Origin of the sequence: Hafnia psychrotolerans (assembly GCF_014639435.1) — a bacterium.
In the GTDB taxonomy this organism is placed as follows: Bacteria; Pseudomonadota; Gammaproteobacteria; order Enterobacterales; family Enterobacteriaceae; genus Ewingella; species Ewingella psychrotolerans.
The window spans coordinates 216,065-234,427 of the sequence record NZ_BMFZ01000008.1; the positions used below are offsets into that span (position 1 = coordinate 216,065).

At 52.9% G+C, this 18,363-nt stretch carries 18 protein-coding genes and 1 pseudogene; 12 read left to right on the forward strand and 7 right to left on the reverse strand.

Going from position 1 to position 18,363, the window contains the following annotated elements; translation table 11 throughout:
- Positions 1 to 4: 4 nt before the first annotated feature.
- The gene (locus tag IEV89_RS15585) at positions 5 to 1,204 is read right to left on the reverse strand and encodes a M20 family metallopeptidase (protein WP_188474435.1); all 1,200 of its coding nucleotides are present in this window, start codon (positions 1,202 to 1,204) and stop codon (positions 5 to 7) included.
- A 197-nt stretch (positions 1,205 to 1,401) separates the two neighbouring features.
- Here IEV89_RS15585 and IEV89_RS15590 point away from each other — a divergent pair, with 197 nt between their 5' ends.
- Entirely contained in the window at positions 1,402 to 2,271 is an 870-nt protein-coding gene (locus IEV89_RS15590; RefSeq protein WP_188474436.1) for a LysR family transcriptional regulator, read from the forward strand.
- A 17-nt stretch (positions 2,272 to 2,288) separates the two neighbouring features.
- Here the strand turns inward: IEV89_RS15590 and IEV89_RS15595 are convergent, their stop codons facing one another.
- On the reverse strand, positions 2,289 to 3,170 hold the full coding sequence (locus IEV89_RS15595; protein ID WP_188474437.1) for a PhzF family phenazine biosynthesis protein: 882 nt from the start codon (positions 3,168 to 3,170) through the stop codon (positions 2,289 to 2,291).
- A gap of 78 nt (positions 3,171 to 3,248) precedes the next feature.
- Here IEV89_RS15595 and IEV89_RS15600 point away from each other — a divergent pair, with 78 nt between their 5' ends.
- Complete coding sequence (locus IEV89_RS15600; protein ID WP_188474438.1) at positions 3,249 to 4,529, forward strand: lysine N(6)-hydroxylase/L-ornithine N(5)-oxygenase family protein; 1,281 nt, start codon at positions 3,249 to 3,251, stop codon at positions 4,527 to 4,529.
- On the opposite strand, the gene IEV89_RS15605 is transcribed toward IEV89_RS15600, so the two are convergent.
- A complete protein-coding gene (locus IEV89_RS15605; protein WP_188474439.1) occupies positions 4,526 to 5,059 on the reverse strand; it encodes a class IV adenylate cyclase in 534 nt (177 codons plus the stop codon). The genes IEV89_RS15600 and IEV89_RS15605 overlap by 4 nt on opposite strands.
- A gap of 167 nt (positions 5,060 to 5,226) precedes the next feature.
- Between IEV89_RS15605 and pfkB the strand changes: the two genes are divergently transcribed.
- The 3 genes and pseudogenes from pfkB to IEV89_RS15620 form a co-directional block, all read left to right on the forward strand.
- Entirely contained in the window at positions 5,227 to 6,186 is a 960-nt protein-coding gene (gene pfkB, locus IEV89_RS15610; RefSeq protein WP_188474440.1) for a 6-phosphofructokinase II, read from the forward strand.
- A 159-nt stretch (positions 6,187 to 6,345) separates the two neighbouring features.
- Entirely contained in the window at positions 6,346 to 6,786 is a 441-nt protein-coding gene (locus tag IEV89_RS15615) for a DUF1198 domain-containing protein (protein WP_188474441.1), read from the forward strand.
- 188 nt (positions 6,787 to 6,974) lie between these two features.
- Positions 6,975 to 7,109, forward strand: a pseudogene (locus IEV89_RS15620) (GyrI-like domain-containing protein); the annotation flags it as partial.
- A gap of 54 nt (positions 7,110 to 7,163) precedes the next feature.
- Here the strand turns inward: IEV89_RS15620 and IEV89_RS15625 are convergent.
- Together IEV89_RS15625 and IEV89_RS15630 are read right to left on the reverse strand one after the other, a co-directional pair.
- Positions 7,164 to 7,499, reverse strand: a complete 336-nt coding sequence (locus IEV89_RS15625; protein ID WP_188474442.1) for a DUF2002 family protein — start codon at positions 7,497 to 7,499, stop codon at positions 7,164 to 7,166.
- A 162-nt stretch (positions 7,500 to 7,661) separates the two neighbouring features.
- Complete coding sequence (locus IEV89_RS15630) at positions 7,662 to 8,861, reverse strand: MFS transporter (RefSeq protein WP_188474443.1); 1,200 nt, start codon at positions 8,859 to 8,861, stop codon at positions 7,662 to 7,664.
- A gap of 279 nt (positions 8,862 to 9,140) precedes the next feature.
- On the opposite strand from IEV89_RS15630, the gene IEV89_RS15635 reads away from it, so the two are divergent.
- A complete protein-coding gene (locus IEV89_RS15635; protein WP_188474444.1) occupies positions 9,141 to 9,449 on the forward strand; it encodes an ElaB/YgaM/YqjD family protein in 309 nt (102 codons plus the stop codon).
- Between the two features lie 111 nt (positions 9,450 to 9,560).
- Here IEV89_RS15635 and pdxR read toward each other — a convergent pair whose 3' ends face one another.
- A complete protein-coding gene (gene pdxR, locus IEV89_RS15640; RefSeq protein ID WP_373283400.1) occupies positions 9,561 to 11,033 on the reverse strand; it encodes a MocR-like pyridoxine biosynthesis transcription factor PdxR in 1,473 nt (490 codons plus the stop codon).
- Between the two features lie 108 nt (positions 11,034 to 11,141).
- On the opposite strand from pdxR, the gene IEV89_RS15645 reads away from it, so the two are divergent.
- The 6 genes from IEV89_RS15645 (at position 11,142) to mgrA (ending at position 16,803) form a co-directional block, all read left to right on the forward strand.
- Positions 11,142 to 11,573, forward strand: a complete 432-nt coding sequence (locus tag IEV89_RS15645; RefSeq protein ID WP_188474446.1) for a carboxymuconolactone decarboxylase family protein — start codon at positions 11,142 to 11,144, stop codon at positions 11,571 to 11,573.
- Between the two features lie 257 nt (positions 11,574 to 11,830).
- Positions 11,831 to 12,076 (forward strand): glutaredoxin-like protein NrdH, encoded by a 246-nt coding sequence (gene nrdH, locus IEV89_RS15650; protein ID WP_188474447.1) that lies wholly within the window; start codon positions 11,831 to 11,833, stop codon positions 12,074 to 12,076.
- Positions 12,077 to 12,086: 10 nt separating this feature from the next.
- Positions 12,087 to 12,491 (forward strand): class Ib ribonucleoside-diphosphate reductase assembly flavoprotein NrdI, encoded by a 405-nt coding sequence (gene nrdI / locus IEV89_RS15655; RefSeq protein ID WP_188474448.1) that lies wholly within the window; start codon positions 12,087 to 12,089, stop codon positions 12,489 to 12,491.
- A complete protein-coding gene (gene nrdE, locus IEV89_RS15660) occupies positions 12,473 to 14,635 on the forward strand; it encodes a class 1b ribonucleoside-diphosphate reductase subunit alpha (protein ID WP_188474449.1) in 2,163 nt (720 codons plus the stop codon). Before nrdI ends, nrdE begins: the two co-directional genes overlap by 19 nt.
- Positions 14,636 to 14,644: 9 nt before the next feature.
- The gene (gene nrdF, locus IEV89_RS15665; protein ID WP_188474450.1) at positions 14,645 to 15,628 is read left to right on the forward strand and encodes a class 1b ribonucleoside-diphosphate reductase subunit beta; all 984 of its coding nucleotides are present in this window, start codon (positions 14,645 to 14,647) and stop codon (positions 15,626 to 15,628) included.
- A gap of 134 nt (positions 15,629 to 15,762) precedes the next feature.
- Positions 15,763 to 16,803 carry an L-glyceraldehyde 3-phosphate reductase gene (gene mgrA, locus IEV89_RS15670; protein WP_188474451.1) on the forward strand — a complete coding sequence of 347 codons (1,041 nt, stop codon included), beginning with the start codon at positions 15,763 to 15,765 and terminating at the stop codon, positions 16,801 to 16,803.
- A gap of 123 nt (positions 16,804 to 16,926) precedes the next feature.
- On the opposite strand, the gene IEV89_RS15675 is transcribed toward mgrA, so the two are convergent.
- The gene (locus IEV89_RS15675) at positions 16,927 to 18,282 is read right to left on the reverse strand and encodes a 2-hydroxycarboxylate transporter family protein (protein WP_188474452.1); all 1,356 of its coding nucleotides are present in this window, start codon (positions 18,280 to 18,282) and stop codon (positions 16,927 to 16,929) included.
- Positions 18,283 to 18,363: the final 81 nt, after the last annotated feature.

An 18,363-nucleotide genomic window follows, 5' to 3' on the forward strand; every position in this document is an offset into this window, starting at 1 on the left:
TCTCTCATTCACAGGGGTTATTTTGCGACTGCCAGGATAAAAACTCTTCCCGTACCGCATGCAGCATGTCGGGGTTTTGACACAAGTCGACGGCGGTCATTGCCAGTGCTTTTGCCGCCAACAACATAGTGTCCAGACCAGCCGCAGAACCGGCTGCTTCGGCAAATTCGGGGGTATGAGGCAAGACATCCCCGATACGTAGATAGGGGTGAATTGCCGCGGTTATCTGGCTGACATTGCCAATATCGGACGAACCAATACCACCGTTGAGCGGGGGCGGAAACACGGCCACACCGAGGGTCTCCAGGTTTTGCTGGAAGTACCCAGCTAGCGTCAGGTTGTTATTGCGCTCGGCGTATGTCAGTCCTTCCTCAATCTCCAACCGCGCACCACTCATGTCTGCCGCCCCCTGCGCAACGGCGAAGACTTTGTTTTTCACCACGGTCAGTCCGCCGACGGTGTTGGCGCGCATGAGAAATTTAGCTTCTGCATAAGCCGGAATAATATTCATGGCGCTGCCGCCATCCGTAATAATGCCGTGGACACGCACGTCGTCGGTGAACAGCTGACGCAACGCGTTAAGGCCGACGAACGTGTTGATCACAGCGTCCAACGCACTGATACCATTCTGCGGGGCTGAGGCCGCATGGGCCGCTTTACCGAAGAATTTGAAAGTAGCATCAACACAGGCCAGACCGCCGCGCGTTACCATCGTTTTATCTCGCGGGTGGAACATCATCACGGCGTCCACTTGGTCGAAAAATCCTTTTTCGGCCAGAATAATTTTGCCTCCGCCCTCCTCCTCTGCAGGTGTACCTATCACTTCTAACTTACCGGTTATCGCCGGGAAACCAGCCTTTAACGCCAGTGCAGCAGCGACCGACGCGGTGCCGATCAGGTTATGACCACAAGCGTGGCCCAAACTTTCCAGCGCGTCATATTCAGCCAGCAGCGCGATGGTCGGGCCGGGCTTGCCACTGTCGAAGGTGGCGCGAAATGCCGTCGGCAGCCCGCCAATCTGTTCTTCTATTTCAAAACCAGCGGCCCGCAAAGGGGCTATCAGCATTGCCGACGACTTTACCTCTTCAAAACTTAGCTCAGGATTGGCATGAATCGTCAGCGCCAACGCAGTGAACTGCGCCGCTTGATGATCAACACAGTCGATCACCTGCTTTTTGTGATCCTTGGTAGTGCAAAAAGACATATTTGTTTTCCTACTCTGATGCAAACCAAAAAATATTTTCGCCTGAACGGGTAACCAGGGCATAAGAGCTCTCATTAATTCCCTAGGAATAGGGCTTTTAAAGGATTTGGTCAAATTCAGGCTTTTTATCTGTTGTGCTTTATGCGCAAAAATTATTTTATGGATATAAGTTTTTACACCCAACACTGAGGGACGAAATGAACGAGAAAGACTGGCTCATCCTGCGCGCCGTCTGGCAGCACAAAAATATTACCCGTGCCGCCGAGCAGCTTTATACCTCGCAACCGGCGCTGAGCTATCGCCTGCGGCAGATGGAACGCAAGCTGGCGATCCGTCTATTTGTTGACGGGCAGAAAGGGTTAGTGTTCAGCGCGCAGGGGGAATATTTAGCCCAGCACGCGCTGACCGTATTGCGAGATCTACAGCAGCTAAAAATTACGCTTCACAGTATGGATCAAGGGCAGCAAGGCGAAATTTCTCTCGGCGTGTCGAGCAATTATGCAGCGTATCGCCTGCCGGCTTTATTGAGTCAATTCCGTCAGTCACATCCTGGGATCCGTGTGAACCTGATGAGTGGTTTCAGCGAGGAGATATTCCAGAAGCTGCTGCGTAATGAGATTGATATGGCGCTGGTTAAAGATGACTTTAACTGGAAAGAGGGTAAGCATTTGGTTGAAGAGGATGACTATTTTCTGGTAAACCGGCAGGATTTTGATTTCGCACTGCTACCCCAGATGCCACAAATAAAGATCCATCACGGTGCGCACGTTACGCAATTAATTGAGCGTTGGTGGAACGCCAATTTCTCCCATGCGCCCAATATTGCCATGGAAGTGGATAAACTAGAAATCTGTCTGGCGATGGTGGAACATGGCCTCGGTTACGCCATTGTTGCCACCTATTTACCGCTGGCGGAGCATTTGTATCGCCGCCCCATAAGCGTTGACGGGCAGACGGTAAAAAACTGCACTTGGCTGCTGCACCGTCACACTCTGAATACCTCGCCGGTGATGCAAGCGTTTATTCATCTGTTGCAAACGGCGCAGCACGGCGAAATCAGCAGCTGATGCTCAAAGACCGAGAGCTACAGCGTCAAGGTTCCATCGATCAACGTGCAGGTATGACCACCAATCCATGGCTCACCGTCTATATACTCTACCGCCACGCGGCCTTCGCGCTGGCGCAAGGTTCCCTGCCGTACCTGATAGCCCTTTTCGGTTTTTTCGCCATCGGGGAAACCTTGCATTTTTAACACTCTGGCCAGACAGGCATTGGCACTACCGGTGACGGGATCTTCAGTCAGCACACCCTGCTCGACCAGTAGCGCCCGCACTTCATAGTCCGCCGGCCCGCCCTGTTCGTGACAACCATAGATCGCCAGACCGTGAACCCCAGCCTGATGAATCAGTTCTTCAAGTGCCAGCGCATCGGCCTTAACATCCAGACAGGCTTGAGCACTTTGCATGCGTACGACCAGCCAGCCCAGCCCCATGCTTACCGCCATCGGTGCGATGTCTTCCTGACGCTTTGCGTAGTTCAGTGCTTTATCGAGCAAAGGCAGATGTTGAACCGCCAGCGGATTCATACTCGCTGGCGGTGCACAAAATGCCAGCCCACCGTCGTCGAGCATGTTGACCGGTACCAAACCAACACCGCACTGCTGAATAAGAAATCCCGGACGTTTGGGCTGTAAACCGGCTTCCAGTAAAGCATGCGCAGTGCCGAGAGTGGGGTGTCCGGCAAACGGGAATTCGGTATCTGGCGTAAAAATACGCACACGGTAGTCTGCTGTCGGGTCCGTTGGCTGCAGGACAAAAGTGGTTTCAGAAAGATTAGTCCAGCGTGCCATGGCGCTCATCTGCTCGTCACTGAGTGAGTCAGCATCAAAGATAACGGCCAGCGGATTCCCTTTGAGAGGGACAGACGAAAAAACATCAACTTGTTTAAAACGGCGCGTTTGTGTCATGAAAGATCCTATTTAAAATCCGCTTTTAGAGTGTTGTTCTATGATTAAGAAATCATAACGGTAATGGGAATTTAAATCATGTCGGTAGTAGATTTGATTGGTGTGGGGATCGGTCCATTTAACTTGAGTCTGGCCGCGATGGCGAAAGATACGGGAAAAATTGAGAGTGCTTTTTTCGACGCAAACAAAGAGTTCAGTTGGCATCCGGGTATGCTATTACCCACGGCAACCATGCAGACTTATGTCTTACAAGATCTGGTCACGACTGTCGCTCCGCGCAGTGAATTTTCGTTTATCAATTATCTGGTTGAACAGAAGAAAATTTATCGTTTTTTGGCCACCGAGCAGCTCATTATCAGCCGCGACGAGTTCTCCGATTATCTACGCTGGGCCTGCAAACGCATTGATCGCCTGTATTTCTCACAACCGGTTGATGCGATAGATTTTGATGACGCAAAGCAGGAGTTCGTCGTGCATACCCAGAAAGGCGAGCATCGTGCGCGCAATATTTGCCTGGGTACTGGCCATGCACCCTGGGTCCCTAAATCGGCCCGTTCCGCAATGGGTAAACACTGTTTTCACGCATCGGAAATGGCGTTGCGTGACCCCGACTTTACGGGCAAACAGGTGATGGTGATCGGCGGCGGGCAAAGCGGTGCGGACATTATTCTTAATGCTCTGGATAACCACTGGGGAGCGTTCGCCGGGTTGAGCTGGTTGTCACGCAGACCAAACTTCCAACCGCTGGATGAGTCAATTTTTACCAACGAGTATTTTACACCGGAGTACGTTAATTATTTCTATACTCTGCCGGACGAAATCCGCGAACAGGAGATTAAAACGCAGAAACTGCCCTCCGATGGCATCAGCTATCACACGCTGGACGCGATTTATCAGCGGCTCTATCATCGTTTTGACGTGCTGCATCAGCCACGTGATGTGCGTTTATTACCGCACCGCACGCTGGACAATATCTCCCAGAAAACTGACGGTAGCTTCCGGTTACAGGCGCTGCACGGACTGGATCATTGCGAAGAGCATTTTGAGGCCGATATTATCGTTCTGGCAACGGGCTACCGTCCCGGCTTGCCGGATTATCTGGAGCCACTACTGGACCGAATCCCCTACGATCGCGAGCAACATCTACCCCTGCGCCCAAATTTCAATCTGGAATGGGAAGGCCCGGCGAATAACCGCATTTACGCGGTCAACGCCGGGATCCACAGCCACGGTAGCGCTGAAGGGCAACTGACGCTAACAGCCTGGCGTTCGGCTAAGATCCTCAATCATCTGCTCGGTCAAGATCACTACGATCTCACTCCCGGCCCGTCGCTGGTACAGTGGTGGAGCGGCGACTAGTCTGAAGAGGAACGTTTCCCTTTCGCGTTAAGTAAATCCACATAGGCTTGATCGACTAATTCCTGGCGGTCTATGTGCAATTTTTCCAGTAAATCTTCAGCAATGGCAATGCCTTGCTCCAGGGTTTGTTGCTCATCCAACATCACTTCAAATTCCACGTAATCTCCCAACCCCTTCACCCGGTCAAGGTGCAAACGTGTTTGGCCGAGCATAAACAAAGTACGCTGCTTGATGACCCGCCCTGCGGCACCATAGGCGAGCGTCAATGTGTGGCGTAACCCCTCGGGATCAGCCGTTTCAGTCAGCGTATAGAAACTGGGTTTGGGGCCGGACTTATCTGGGCGCTGATAGAAGATCAGTTCACCGCGATCGACCGCCAGGGTACGTAGTTTAAGGCGACCATGTGGACAGATGAAGAACGTATCATCCTGATCGATAAGATCTGGCAACCCTTCGGCCAGTACGCCTATTTTTTCGTACATCGCTGAAAAGTCATCGATTCTGGCTTTTATCTCAATATTTCTGGCCATACTATCTCCTTACGCCTGTCCAATGAATCCGGTGTTTTACCCTATCATCATGACGCGATAGTGACACAGGCAGATTTGATCTGGGACGCTTAAATGATGAACAAATGAACCGCAGGTTTCGTCAAGTGCTAGGCTGAGGATCTGGTTTATTACTTGAGGGAACGCCCATGATTAAGAACGCTGAAACACACATTGTCACGCTGACGCTTGCGCCTTCATTAGACAGCGCTACCATCACGCCGAAAATTTATCCCGAAGGCAAATTGCGCTGTTCCGCACCGATATTTGAACCCGGCGGCGGAGGTATCAACGTCGCGCGGGCCATCGTGCATCTTGGCGGAAAAGCAACAGCATTGTTCCCAATAGGCGGACCAACGGGTACTCATCTGGCAGAGTTGCTGGAGCAAGAAGGCATCAATACCGAGACGCTGGAAACCCTTGACTGGACCCGCCAGAACTTACACGTACACGCTGAGAATACCGGCGAGCAGTACCGCTTTGTCATGCCGGGTGCGAAGCTCACTGGCGAAGAATTTGACTCGCTGAGCCTCAAAGTGACCCGACTTCCTGCTGGGACCATTCTGGTTGTCAGCGGCAGTTTACCCCCCGGCACGGAAGTGGCTGCGCTCACCGAACTGCTGCATAAAGCCCAATTGGCTGGATTGCACTGTATTCTCGACAGCTCTGGTGATGCGCTGGCTGAGGGACTGAAGCTGGGCGGGCTGGCGCTGGTCAAACCTAACCAGAATGAGCTGGCGCAACTGGTAGGTCATCAGTTGGAAAAACCGGACGATGTACTCAATGCTGCGCGGCAGATCATTCGTGAAGGCGGCGCTCAACGTGTGGTGGTTTCCCTCGGGCCACAAGGTGCGCTGGCAGTCGATGCTGAACATGTCTATCAGGTAACCCCACCGCCGGTGAAAAAAATGAGTACCGTAGGTGCAGGTGACAGTATGGTCGGTGCGATGACGCTGAAGCTGGCCGCAGGCGCAGACCTGCTCGATATTGTGCGTTATGGTGTCGCGGCTGGCAGCGCAGCGACACTGCACATCGGAACCCGTTTGTGCTCGCACACCGACACTCAGGGAATTTATGAGTACCTTTGCCAACAGACAGCTGTTCATTAGTTTGATTGAGGGATCCTTCGCGCCCCGCGATCAGTCGGGGTGCAAATTCTACACATTTCACCTTAGGCTTTTGAGGTGATAACCCTATAAACTCGCTGCATCGGGTGTTGTACACACCTTTCCCGTCACGCCAGATTAGGCCGGAGGCCAACGTCCAGAATGATATGGATTATGCTTGCAGCAATTGTTGTGGTTTTCATCGTAGGGTATTGGTTCATGACAGCAGACACCCGCAAGGCCAATGATTCCCTTGCCAGCTTGTTGAAAATTAAGCCAATGTATATTGATTCCATGCTGTTGGAAATGGGCGAACGCCAAAGCAGGATGTTTATACGCTCAATTAGTGGAGGCTACGCTGAGGAGATCCGCAAAGCCGCCTATGTGGTATTTATCTATCACACTTTCATTAAAGATGCGTCCGAGGAAAATGTCGTCAAGTGGCGTGAAGTTTTGCTCCGCGCGCATCTTTCGCCACAACTCACCAGCGAACATGCCGAACTGGCGCTGTTCTATTTTTCCGATCTGGATATCGAGCCTTTCGAGCTTGCCCAGTTCCGCCGCCAGTACAACGAAACCTATAACCAGATCCATCTGGTTTGAGTTGGCACATTGTGACCGCGTTAAACTGAAATGGCCCTGTTTGGGCCGTTTTCTTTTCCGTCCCACAAAGAGCAAGCTCAGTCAGGAAATAAGCTAACTCCACAGGCAAAGTAAAGGTCTTGAAGAGAGGGAAAATGAGCAGCGATAAAGACGATCTTTATGCACGCCGTTTTAAACGGGTGTTTGCCTATAAGTATCGCCAGTGGTTACCACAAAGTGGTGAAGAATTACGGGATTTTCCGGTCTATTTCCGCTATCTGCAACTTGATGAGCCACTCCCCGAGCACGCACAACAAACAGATATTCTATTGCCACTAAAGTAATAAAAGCAGGAAGACAGAGAAGAACAGCGCTGAGGGATCAGCGCTGTGGGCATTTTACCGGAAAACATTTTCCAGATAACTGGCCAAGATCTGACGTGAACTAAAGCCATGACATATGCCGTAATAGGCTTCGTTATCACTGGCAACATCCAGCGGGAAACGGGTATAAACCTGGCTGCTGCGGCAGGTGGCTGTTGGATGTGCAAAACGCTCACTGCGCTCTTTCAGCGCCGGGTGAATAACCAGGGCAGTCCGACCAAACCGCGCTTCCCGGTTCACATAAACGTAATGCTCGCCCCGGCAGTAGCCGTAAGCTCTATCATCAACAAAATCGCGCTCAAATCCTGAATTTTCTAATACACGAGCTACTTCATCTGGCCGTAAATACATGGTTGCTCCTCGCTTCTTTAACCGCAAGGGACCTTAACGTATTCAAACTTATGAATAACGTTTTTATGCTTAGATGAACCATATTTAAGAATTATCTAACCTATATAAGATAAATTTCCGGCTGTTATGCACTAAGTGACATCAGAGATACTCAGGCACCACTCACCTTTGAGGATCACGGCTGCATTGTTGAATTTTATATAAGCGCAGCGTCAGTAACCATGCCAGCACGACCATAATGGCGGCGGCCAAATAGATAGAAGGCGTTCCAGCGTGAGCAATCAGCAATCCCGCCACCGGTCCGGTTAAGCCGAGGCCAAGATCGAGGAATGCAGAATACATGCCCAGTGCCGTTCCCTGATTTTGGGGCGGTACCTGTTTCACCGCTTCAACGCCCAAAGCAGGGAAAATCAACGAGAAACCGCAACCGGTCAGAAATGCACCGAACTGAACAATATGGGGATCGCTGCCCTGCCAAATCATCAATAAGCCAATTGCCTCGAAAACAAAGGAGAACAGCGAAACCCGCAGCCCGCCGAAGCGATTAATTGTATTGGCAAAGACCAGACGCGCGCCGACAAAACCCAGGCTGAATAGCGTGAGCGTGAAGGCCGCGCCGCTCCAGTTTTTATCGGCATAAAAGAGAGTAATAAAGGTCGCGATCACGCCAAAACCAATGGTGCCCAACCCCAACCCCAGCCCATGCAACCAGATACGCCCAACCACCGATTTAAAAGCGATACGTTTACCCGTGCTAACCGAGATTGCCGCTTTTCGGGTAGCGAGCCAGACCGCGATGGCGACGCAAACCACAATCAATACCGCCACGCCCATCAGACCAAAATAGGCGTTTAACAGCACGCCAAGTGGTGCGCCCATCGCCATCGCGCCATAGGTTGCCACACCATTCCATGAGATCACTCGCGCGGTATGCAGCGCGCCGACCGCACCAATGCCCCACAGCGTCGTCCCGGTACTGGCAAAACTTTCACCCACCCCGAGAAAGCCTCGCCCGACACAGAGCAACAATAAACTGACCAGCGGATGATTCGCGAATATAAAAGCCAGTGCATAAAACAGACCGCTTATCCCACAACAGCTCAAGCCGAAGATCACCACTTTTTTCGGCCCCAGCTGATCCGAGTAACGCCCGGCATGCGGACGACTGACCAGCGTTGCGAAATACTGCACGCTGATAATCAGCCCCGCCAGAACGGAGTTATACCCGAGGTGGTTATGCACAAACCCTGGCAATACAGCCAGCGGCAAGCCGATCGTCAGGTAACAGACGAAGGTAAACGTCATAAATGACAGGATGCGTTTATTCAATTGCAGATTGGAGCGCAGCGTACTTAGCGACATGGACGAATCCGGACCGAGATCACAGTTTAAGAGACTAACAGCATAGACAGGTTTGCCTGCCGAAGGAATGTCAAAACCCGGATATATGTCGTTGCCTGTAAATCTATACATACTTACAGAAAAATCTGATCTACGTCACGCCAACCCGTGCCACGCCTGAGTTAGCCAGACAGTCACAACGACTAATAAGGGCTAAAATAGCGGACATTTTGACTAAGGAAGCTCGCCTTATAACATTTTGGGCTATGCTTTAAGGACAGTTCAAACAAGGAGAGGCACATGTTTAAGAAATCAGAAAAAGTCGAACGCGACATTGATCAGGACGTTACTCTGCTGGCCGATACCCTCGATGAGGTGCTTCAGTCATCGGGTGCCAAGACGAAAGATGAGCTGGAAAAAATTCGCGGTAAAGCGGAAGGCGTATTACGCGATGCCCGCGCACGATTCAATAATTCTGGCAGCATTAAGCAACATGCCCGCGATGCTGCTGACCAAGCGACCAGCTACGTGAAAGACAATCCGTGGCATGGCGTGGGTGTCGGTGCAGCCGTAGGTATCGTACTCGGCGTGCTGCTGGGACGTCGTTAACACGTTCTTGTAAGCAAGGTGCTATTTTCCTGTGTCGGGTACCAGCACCTAAGCGGAGGTTCCATTCCCTCATTAATCCGCTTTGACGACGGGGCCATTTGGCCCCGTTTTCTATGGTTTTGATCCGACAATCCGTGATCCCCCCAAAATCTCACCCAAACGCTGGCATAAATGCTGCGCCTGTTGTGGTGACACAATATTCGGAAAGCCCATCAACACACCGTTGGGCCGCAATGTATCATCCCGTTCGCGGCGTAAAACCTGCCAGTCCGACAGCGCCTGTATTGCCAGCCCCTGTTCGCGCGCCAATTGGGCAATCAGCGCATCATCCAGCGACGGGTTCAGTTTGGTACATAGCTGGATCCCGCCAACCTGATGACTCACCCGCAGCACTTCCGTTGGAAAAACCGCCGTCAATGCCTGTACGAGATAGCCACGCCGCTCTGCGTAAAGTTGACGCATACGCTTCAGATGCCGGTAAAAATGCCCTTGATCGATGAATTCAGCGATGCTTTCTTGTAACAAAGGCGGCGTGCTGCAAATTCGCAGCGAGCAATCGCCCTCAATTTTATCCACCAGGCTCTCCGGCACGACCACGTACCCACAACGCAACGCCGGGAACATCACTTTGCTGAACGTGCCGGCATAAATCACACGATCCTGTGTATCCAGGCTTTTCAGCGAAGGCAGCGGCTGGCCGTGATAGCGGAATTCACTGTCATAATCATCTTCAATGATCCACGCTTGCTGTTTTTCCGCCCAGTCCAGCAACGCCATGCGGCGAGACAGACTCATGGTCACGCCGGTCGGGCTTTGATGTGCGGGCGTCACCACCGCAAAGCGCGCATACGGATGTTGACTGACTGCTTGCGGAATGTTCATGCCCTCTTCATCAACATTCACTGCCATGGGCACAGCGCCCGCCGCGCGGAAAAAAGCCTGCGTTACCGGATAACCGGGATCTTCCAGCCATACGCCGTCACCCGGTGTTAACAGGCTACCGATGATGAGATCCAAAACAGGCACATAGCCACCGCAGATAAAAATCTGTTCGGGGCGGCAGGTGAAACCACGGGAAAGTTGCAGGTAGCGCGCAATAGCATGGCGCAGCGTCTCAACGCCGGTCAGCGGCGGATGGCCCAAATCATTCAGGTCAGTATGGCGGGTTTGCCGCGACACAATGCGCGACCAGATAGCCCGGGGAAAGGCATCCAGCGCAGGTAAACCGAGCTGAAAAGGCAGTGAGGAGACCGCAGGCAGCATCGGGTTGACTGGCCTGCGGGTTTTGGTTTCGTGAACCGGAGCAAACACGGGCGCGGATAAGCTTTCCGGCGCGCTCACCACGGTTCCCGCCTGGCCACGGCTTTGTAAAAAACCCTCTGCCGTCAGTAGGCTATAAGCATTTTCAATGGTGGCGCGCGCCACGCCGAGTTCGCTGGCCAGCGCCCGCACCGAAGGAACGCGGCTGCCACGTTTTAGCTGCCCTTCCATGATGGCCTGTTTCACCCGCTGATAGATTTGTCGGTAAAGCGGTACCTTTCGCTGCGGATCGAGGTGAAAAGAGAGAGGGAAGCGGCTCATCATGACCTGCTTAAATAGACACTTTATGGCTCTTTAGTATAGACCATGCGCGACGTAGATTAGTACTCATTGAGGCGCGCTGTGCGTCCATCTTTCAACCGGGGAATCACTATGACTACGCTTCGCCTGCCTTACTACTCGCTGTCCGCGTCCATCATTGAGCCAATGAGAGTGGCGCTTGGCGCACTGGAAAAGGGTCCGCTGGATAACCTGATCATCGAGCTGGTGTTCCTGCGCGTTTCGCAGATCAACGGCTGTGCCTACTGTCTGGATATGCACTCAAAGGCGCTGCGCAAAATGGACGAACCGCAGACCAAACTGGATCAGCTGGCGGGCTGGCGCGTGAGTCATGCGTATTCTGAGCGCGAACGTGCGGCGCTGGCATGGGCGGAATCGGTGACTTGGGTTGCGGCGACGGGTGCACCGGACAACGCATATGAGCCGCTAAAAGCGCAGTTCAGCGAGGTGGAAATTTCCGATCTAACCTTCGCGATCGCTCTGATGAATGCGTTTAACCGTCTGGCAGTCGGAATGCGCCAGTAATCGCATTGTTGATTTATTGAACGTGAAAAAAATTTCGTCCTACAGCCCGCATCCTGCGGGCTTTGTCATTTTTGCAATAAGCAATTTCGAAATATCTACATATTGTGTGGTTGAATATTTAAATCACCACATCTAGTATTAAACGCATCGGGGCGCCACCAGCGTTTCGGAACTCGTCGCCCCTTTAATGCTGAAGCCATCGCCACAGCGACTGGGCAAAACCGTCTCTGATTTCTTTACAGATGGAAATACGAATCATGAGCATTATTATTTACAGCAAACCAGACTGTGTCCAGTGCAATGCGACCTACCGTGCATTAGATAAACACGGCATCGCCTATGAAGTGATCGATTTAACTCAGGATGCGCAGGCGCTCGGTCAGGTCCGTGCGATGGGGTATCAGCAGGTGCCGGTGATTGTCGCCGGTGACGATCACTGGTCCGGTTTCCGCCCGGACAAAATCAGCGCTCTGCGCCAGCTTCAGCTCCAGAACGCGTTCTGAGGATCGGCGGATGAATCCGTTGGTCTATTTTTCCAGCAGTTCAGAAAACACGCATCGCTTCGTCGGCAGAACCGGATTGCCGGCGATCCGCATCCCGATTGACCGTCAGCCTGAAAAATTGCGCGTCACCTTACCGTACATTCTGGTGGTGCCGAGCTACGGCGGCGGATCGGCCAAAGGCGCGGTACCGACGCAGGTGATCCGTTTTCTGAACGATGAACATAACCGTTCACTCATCCGCGGCGTTATCGCCGCCGGGAATACCAATTTCGGCGCAGCGTATTGCATAGCCGGTGACATCATCGCCCAGAAGTGTCAGGTGCCTTACCTGTACCGCTTTGAATTGCTGGGTACGCCGGAAGACGTTGCAAAGGTCACACAGGGAGTTACTGAATTTTGGCAACGACAGAACTGAATCTCACCGAGGCGGACACGTCCAGCCCTGATTATCACGCGCTCAACGCCATGTTGAATCTGTTCGATGCCGAAGGCCGCATCCAGTTTGACAAAGACCGGCTGGCCGCACGTCAGTATTTTCTGCAACACGTCAATCAGAATACGGTGTTTTTCCACAATCTGGCGGAGAAACTGCGCTATCTGGTGGAGGAAGGCTATTACGAAGCCGCCGTGTTGGATCAATACGCTTTCGATGACATTAAGGCGTTATTCAAACAGGCATACGCCAAAAAATTCCGTTTCCAGACCTTTCTGGGCGCATTCAAGTATTACACCAGCTACACGCTGAAAACTTTCGATGGCAAACGCTATCTTGAACGTTATGAAGACCGCGTGTGCATGGTGGCGCTGACGCTGGCGCGCGGCGACATTCAGCTCGCCGGGCATTTCGTGGATGAGATCATTTCCGGCCGCTTTCAGCCTGCGACGCCGACATTCCTCAACTGTGGTAAAAAACAGCGCGGCGAACTGGTCTCCTGTTTCCTGCTGCGCATTGAAGACAACATGGAATCCATTGGCCGGTCGGTGAACTCGGCGCTGCAACTGTCCAAACGCGGCGGCGGCGTGGCGTTTATGCTGACTAACATCCGTGAAGTCGGTGCGCCGATTAAGCGCATCGAAAACCAGTCCTCCGGCGTGATCCCGATCATGAAGATGCTGGAGGATGCGTTCTCTTACGCCAACCAGCTGGGTGCGCGTCAGGGCGCAGGCGCGGTGTATCTGAACGCGCATCATCCCGACATCCTGCGTTTCCTCGATACCAAGCGTGAGAATGCCGACGAGAAAATCCGCATCAAAACGCTATCGCTTGGTGTGGTTATCCCTGATATCACCTTCGAGCTGGCGAAAAACAACGAAGACATGTACCTGTTCTCGCCGTACCACGTCGAGAAAGTCTACGGCGTACCGATGTCTGAAATCAGCATCACCGAGAAATACCGCGAGATGGTGAATGACAAGCGCATTCACAAAAGCAAAATCAACGCACGTGAGTTCTTCCAGGTGCTGGCGGAGATTCAGTTTGAATCCGGTTATCCGTACATGATGTTTGAAGATACGGTCAACCGCGCCAATCCGATCAAAGGTCGCATCAACATGAGCAACCTGTGTTCGGAAATCTTGCAGGTGAACGCCCCGACGGTGTACGGCGAAGATTTGTCGTATCAGCAGGTCGGTAAAGACATTTCCTGTAATCTCGGCTCACTGAATATCGCCTCGGCGATGGATTCGCCGGACTTCGGTAACACGGTGGAAATGGCGGTGCGGGCGCTGACGGCGGTCTCTGACATGAGCCACATCCGCTCGGTGCCGTCGATCGATCAGGGGAATCAGGATTCTCACGCCATCGGCCTCGGTCAGATGAACCTGCACGGCTATCTGTGCCGCGAGCGGATTTATTACGGTTCCGCAGAAGGTCTGGATTTCACCAACATCTATTTCTGCACCGTGGCGTTTCACGCGATCCGTGCTTCGAACCAGATTGCCATCGAACGCCAGCAATCCTTTAAAGGCTTTGCGGAGTCGAGCTACGCCAGCGGTACCTATTTCGACAAATATATCGATGATACGCAGGCAGAGAAATGGCAGCCGAAAACCGGACGCGTGCGCGAGCTGTTTAGCGACGCCAGGATCGCTATTCCGACCCGCGCAGACTGGGCAGAACTGAAAGCCTCGGTGATGCAGCACGGGCTGTATAACCAGAACTTGCAGGCGGTGCCGCCGACCGGTTCGATTTCGTATATCAATAACTCGACCTCGAGTATTCACCCGATCGTCTCCCGCGTGGAAATCCGCAAAGAGGGCAAAATTGGCCGCGTGTATTATCCGGCGGCGTTTATGACCAATGACAATCTGGATTACTACCAGGATGCCTACGAAATCGGCCCGGAAAAGATTATTGATACCTACGCCGAAGCCACGCAGCACGTCGATCAGGGCTTGTCGCTGACGCTGTTCTTCCGCGATACCGCCACCACCCGCGACATCAACAAAGCGCAGATTTATGCCTGGCGTAAAGGCATCAAAACCATTTATTACATCCGTCTGCGTCAAATGGCGCTGGCAGGCACCGAAGTTCAGGGCTGCGTGTCCTGCACGCTTTAAGGAACAAATATGAGTGGAATTAAACAACTGCTGGTGCCACAGCCGGTCAGTAAAGCCATCAACTGGAACAAGATCCAGGACGATAAAGATCTGGAAGTGTGGAACCGTCTGACCTCTAACTTTTGGCTGCCGGAAAAGGTGCCGCTCTCCAATGATATTCCGTCGTGGGCGACGCTGAATGCACAGGAAAAACAGCTGACCATCCGCGTGTTTACCGGCCTGACGCTGCTCGACACCGTGCAAAACGTGGTCGGCGCACCGACGCTGATGAGAGACGCCGTGACGCCGCACGAAGAAGCGGTGTACTCAAACATCTGCTTTATGGAAGCGGTACATGCGCGTTCTTACAGCTCGATTTTCTCGACGCTGTGCGCCACCGTGGACGTTGATGAAGCCTACCGCTGGAGCGAGGAAAACGTCGCGCTGCAAAACAAAGCCGCGATCATTCTTTCGTATTACGACGGCGAAGATCCGCTGATGAAGAAAGTCGCCAGCGTGTTCCTCGAGTCCTTCTTGTTCTACTCCGGTTTTTATCTGCCGATGTACTGGTCAAGCCGTGCCAAGCTGACCAACACCGCCGACCTGATCCGTCTGATCATCCGCGATGAAGCCGTGCACGGTTATTACATTGGCTATAAATTCCAGAAAGCCCTGGCGCTGGAAAGCGAAGAACGTCAGCGGCAGATCAAAGAGCAGGCGTTTGATCTGATGCAGGATCTGTACGACAACGAGATCCGCTACACCGAAGAGCTGTACGACGGCGTAGGCTGGAGCGAAGACGTGAAGAAATTCCTGCACTACAACGCGAACAAAGCGCTGATGAATCTCGGCTACGAAGCCCTGTTCCCGGCCAGCATGGCGGATGTCAATCCGGCGATCCTCTCGGCATTGTCGCCAAACGCCGATGAAAACCACGACTTCTTCTCGGGTTCGGGTTCATCGTATGTGATTGGTACGGCGGTGAATACGGAAGATGAGGACTGGGATTTCTGATGTTGATGTAATTTCTTCAGGGGTTACAATAGAAACAGTGTTTCAAAAATAACCCTACTTCCTCTAAATAGTTTGAGTTGCAGCCAACACATCTGCAACTCGAACTATGACGAAGAAACAAAGAAGGAAACATCATGCCTTACAGTGCCTCGCCCTCCCGCTATGAAACCATGCAATTTCGCCGCTGCGGCCAGAGCGGCCTCAAACTCCCTGCTCTTTCTCTGGGCCTGTGGCACAGCTTCGGGCACGTCAGCCCGCTGGAATCACAACGCGCGCTACTGCAAAAAGCCTTTGATTTAGGCATCACCCATTTTGATCTGGCGAATAACTACGGGCCGCCGCCGGGTTCGGCGGAAGAGAATTTCGGCAAGCTGCTGCGTCAGGATTTTTCGTCGTATCGCGATGAGCTGATCATCTCCACCAAAGCCGGTTACGACATGTGGCCGGGCCCGTACGGCGCGGGCGGTTCACGCAAATATCTGCTGGCAAGCCTTGATCAAAGCCTGCAACGCATGGGGCTGGATTACGTCGATATCTTCTATTCGCATCGCGTGGATGAAGAAACGCCGATGGAAGAAACCGCCGCCGCGCTGGCGTATGCCGTGCAAAGCGGTAAGGCGCTGTATGTCGGGATTTCGTCTTACTCGCCGGAGCGTACGCAGAAAATGGCCGAGCTGTTGCACGAGCTGAAAGTGCCGCTGCTGATCCACCAGCCGTCTTACAATCTGCTGAACCGCTGGGTGGATAAGAGCGGATTGCTCGACACGCTGGAGCAAAATGGCGCAGGCTGCATTGCCTTCACGCCGCTGGCCCAGGGGCTGCTGACCGGTAAGTATCTCAACGGTATTCCGGACGGCTCAAGGATGCAGGTCGAAGGCAATAAAGTGCGCGGACTAAATGCCAACATGCTCACCGACGCCAACCTGAACAGCCTGCAGTTGCTCAATGAGATGGCGCAACAGCGCGGCCAGACGATGGCACAGATGGCGCTGAGCTGGCTGCTGAAAGACGATCGCGTGACGTCGGTACTGATTGGGGCGAGCCACCCGGAGCAACTGGATGAAAACGTGCAGGCGTTGGAGAATCTGCGTTTCAGCGCGGAGGAGCTGGCGGCGATCGATAAGCACGTTGCGGACGGGGAACTGAATCTGTGGCAGGCATCTTCGGATAAATAAAGCGTTAATCAAACGGCAGGCGGATAACCGTTTTATCCGCCACACCAAAACAAGTCTCAAAAAGGACCCTTCCTATTTTTATCGGAAAACCCATCCCTTCCGCAGAAGGGATTGAGAAAGGGTTCAAGAGAAGAACTTCGCCAGCACCAGCAAACCGACGGTGACATTAATAGCGCCGCCGATACGCGTAGCAATTTGGGCAAACGGCATTAACGCCATGCGGTTACCGGAAGTGAGAATGGCCACATCCCCAGTGCCGCCCTGCCCGCTCTGACAGCAGGAAACAATCGCAACGTCGATCGGGTGCATACCAATCTTTTTGCCGACAAAGAAACCGGTGCCGACCAGCGCACAGACGGTGGTGACGATCACACACAGGTTCTGCAAGGTAAAGGCGTTCACCAGCTCTTGCCATGGTGTGATCGCCACACCAACAGCAAACAGCACCGGATAGGTCACGGCAGTGCGAAAGAATTTATACACCGCCATTGAGCCTTGCTGAATGGCCGGTGAGATCCCGTTGATCAGTTTCAATACCACGGCAGCGAACAGCATGCCGACCGGGGCGGGCAGGCCGATCAGATGTTGGCCGAGCATCCCCACCATATACAGCAGGATCGCCAGCAGCGCGCCACAGGCGAGAGCATTCACGTCAGGCTTGCCGGTAAAGACCTCAAGACCATGCTCGATCAGACCTTTTTTCGTCGGCATGAGTTGGCCTTCACCGGTCAGATGCGGATAGCGTTTCCCGACCTGATTCAGTATGCCCGCCAGCACAATGGCGGTCAGACTGCCGAGCATGACGATCGGTAAAATACGCCCGAGTGCCACACCCTGCTCCATATGCAAAATGGTCGCGTACCCCATCGACAGCGGGATAGCACCTTCGCCAACCCCGCCCGCCATAATAGGCAGGATCAGGAAGAAGAAGGTCTGGAATGGCGGCAGTCCCAGCAGCGTACCCATCACCAGCCCGGCCAGCATGCCCACAATTTCACCACACAGCATCGGCACAAAAATGCGCAAAAAGCCCTGGATCAACACCTGACGGTTCATGCTCATAATGCTGCCGACAATGATGCAGCATATATAGAGATAGAGAATGTTGGTGGATTTGTAGAATTTGACGGTGGAATCGACCACCACATGCGGTAACAGGCCGTAATACACCATCGCGGAAGGTATAAAGGTGGCGCAGATAGCCGCCGCGCCCATTTTACCCACCAGAGGCAAACGCTTCCCAAACTCGCCACATGCAAATCCAAAGAATGCCAGCGTCGCCACCATGACCACAATATCGCTGGGCAGTTTTCCATTGAGGCAATCGAGCAAAATCAGCACGCCCGCCAGCAAGAAGAACGGCAGCGGAATGATCCCTATTTTGTAGTTATCCAAAATATGCCACCAGCGTTCTTTGGCTGAAAAGGTTGGTGTTTTGGGGTCTTTCGCAACCAGAAGGCCGTCATCGGTTGTGCTCATGGCAATACTCTCTTTTCATAAATGACTCGACAGAGGGTGAGCATAAAAAATCATCCGGCAGACGGGTTGTGAAGTGGCTCA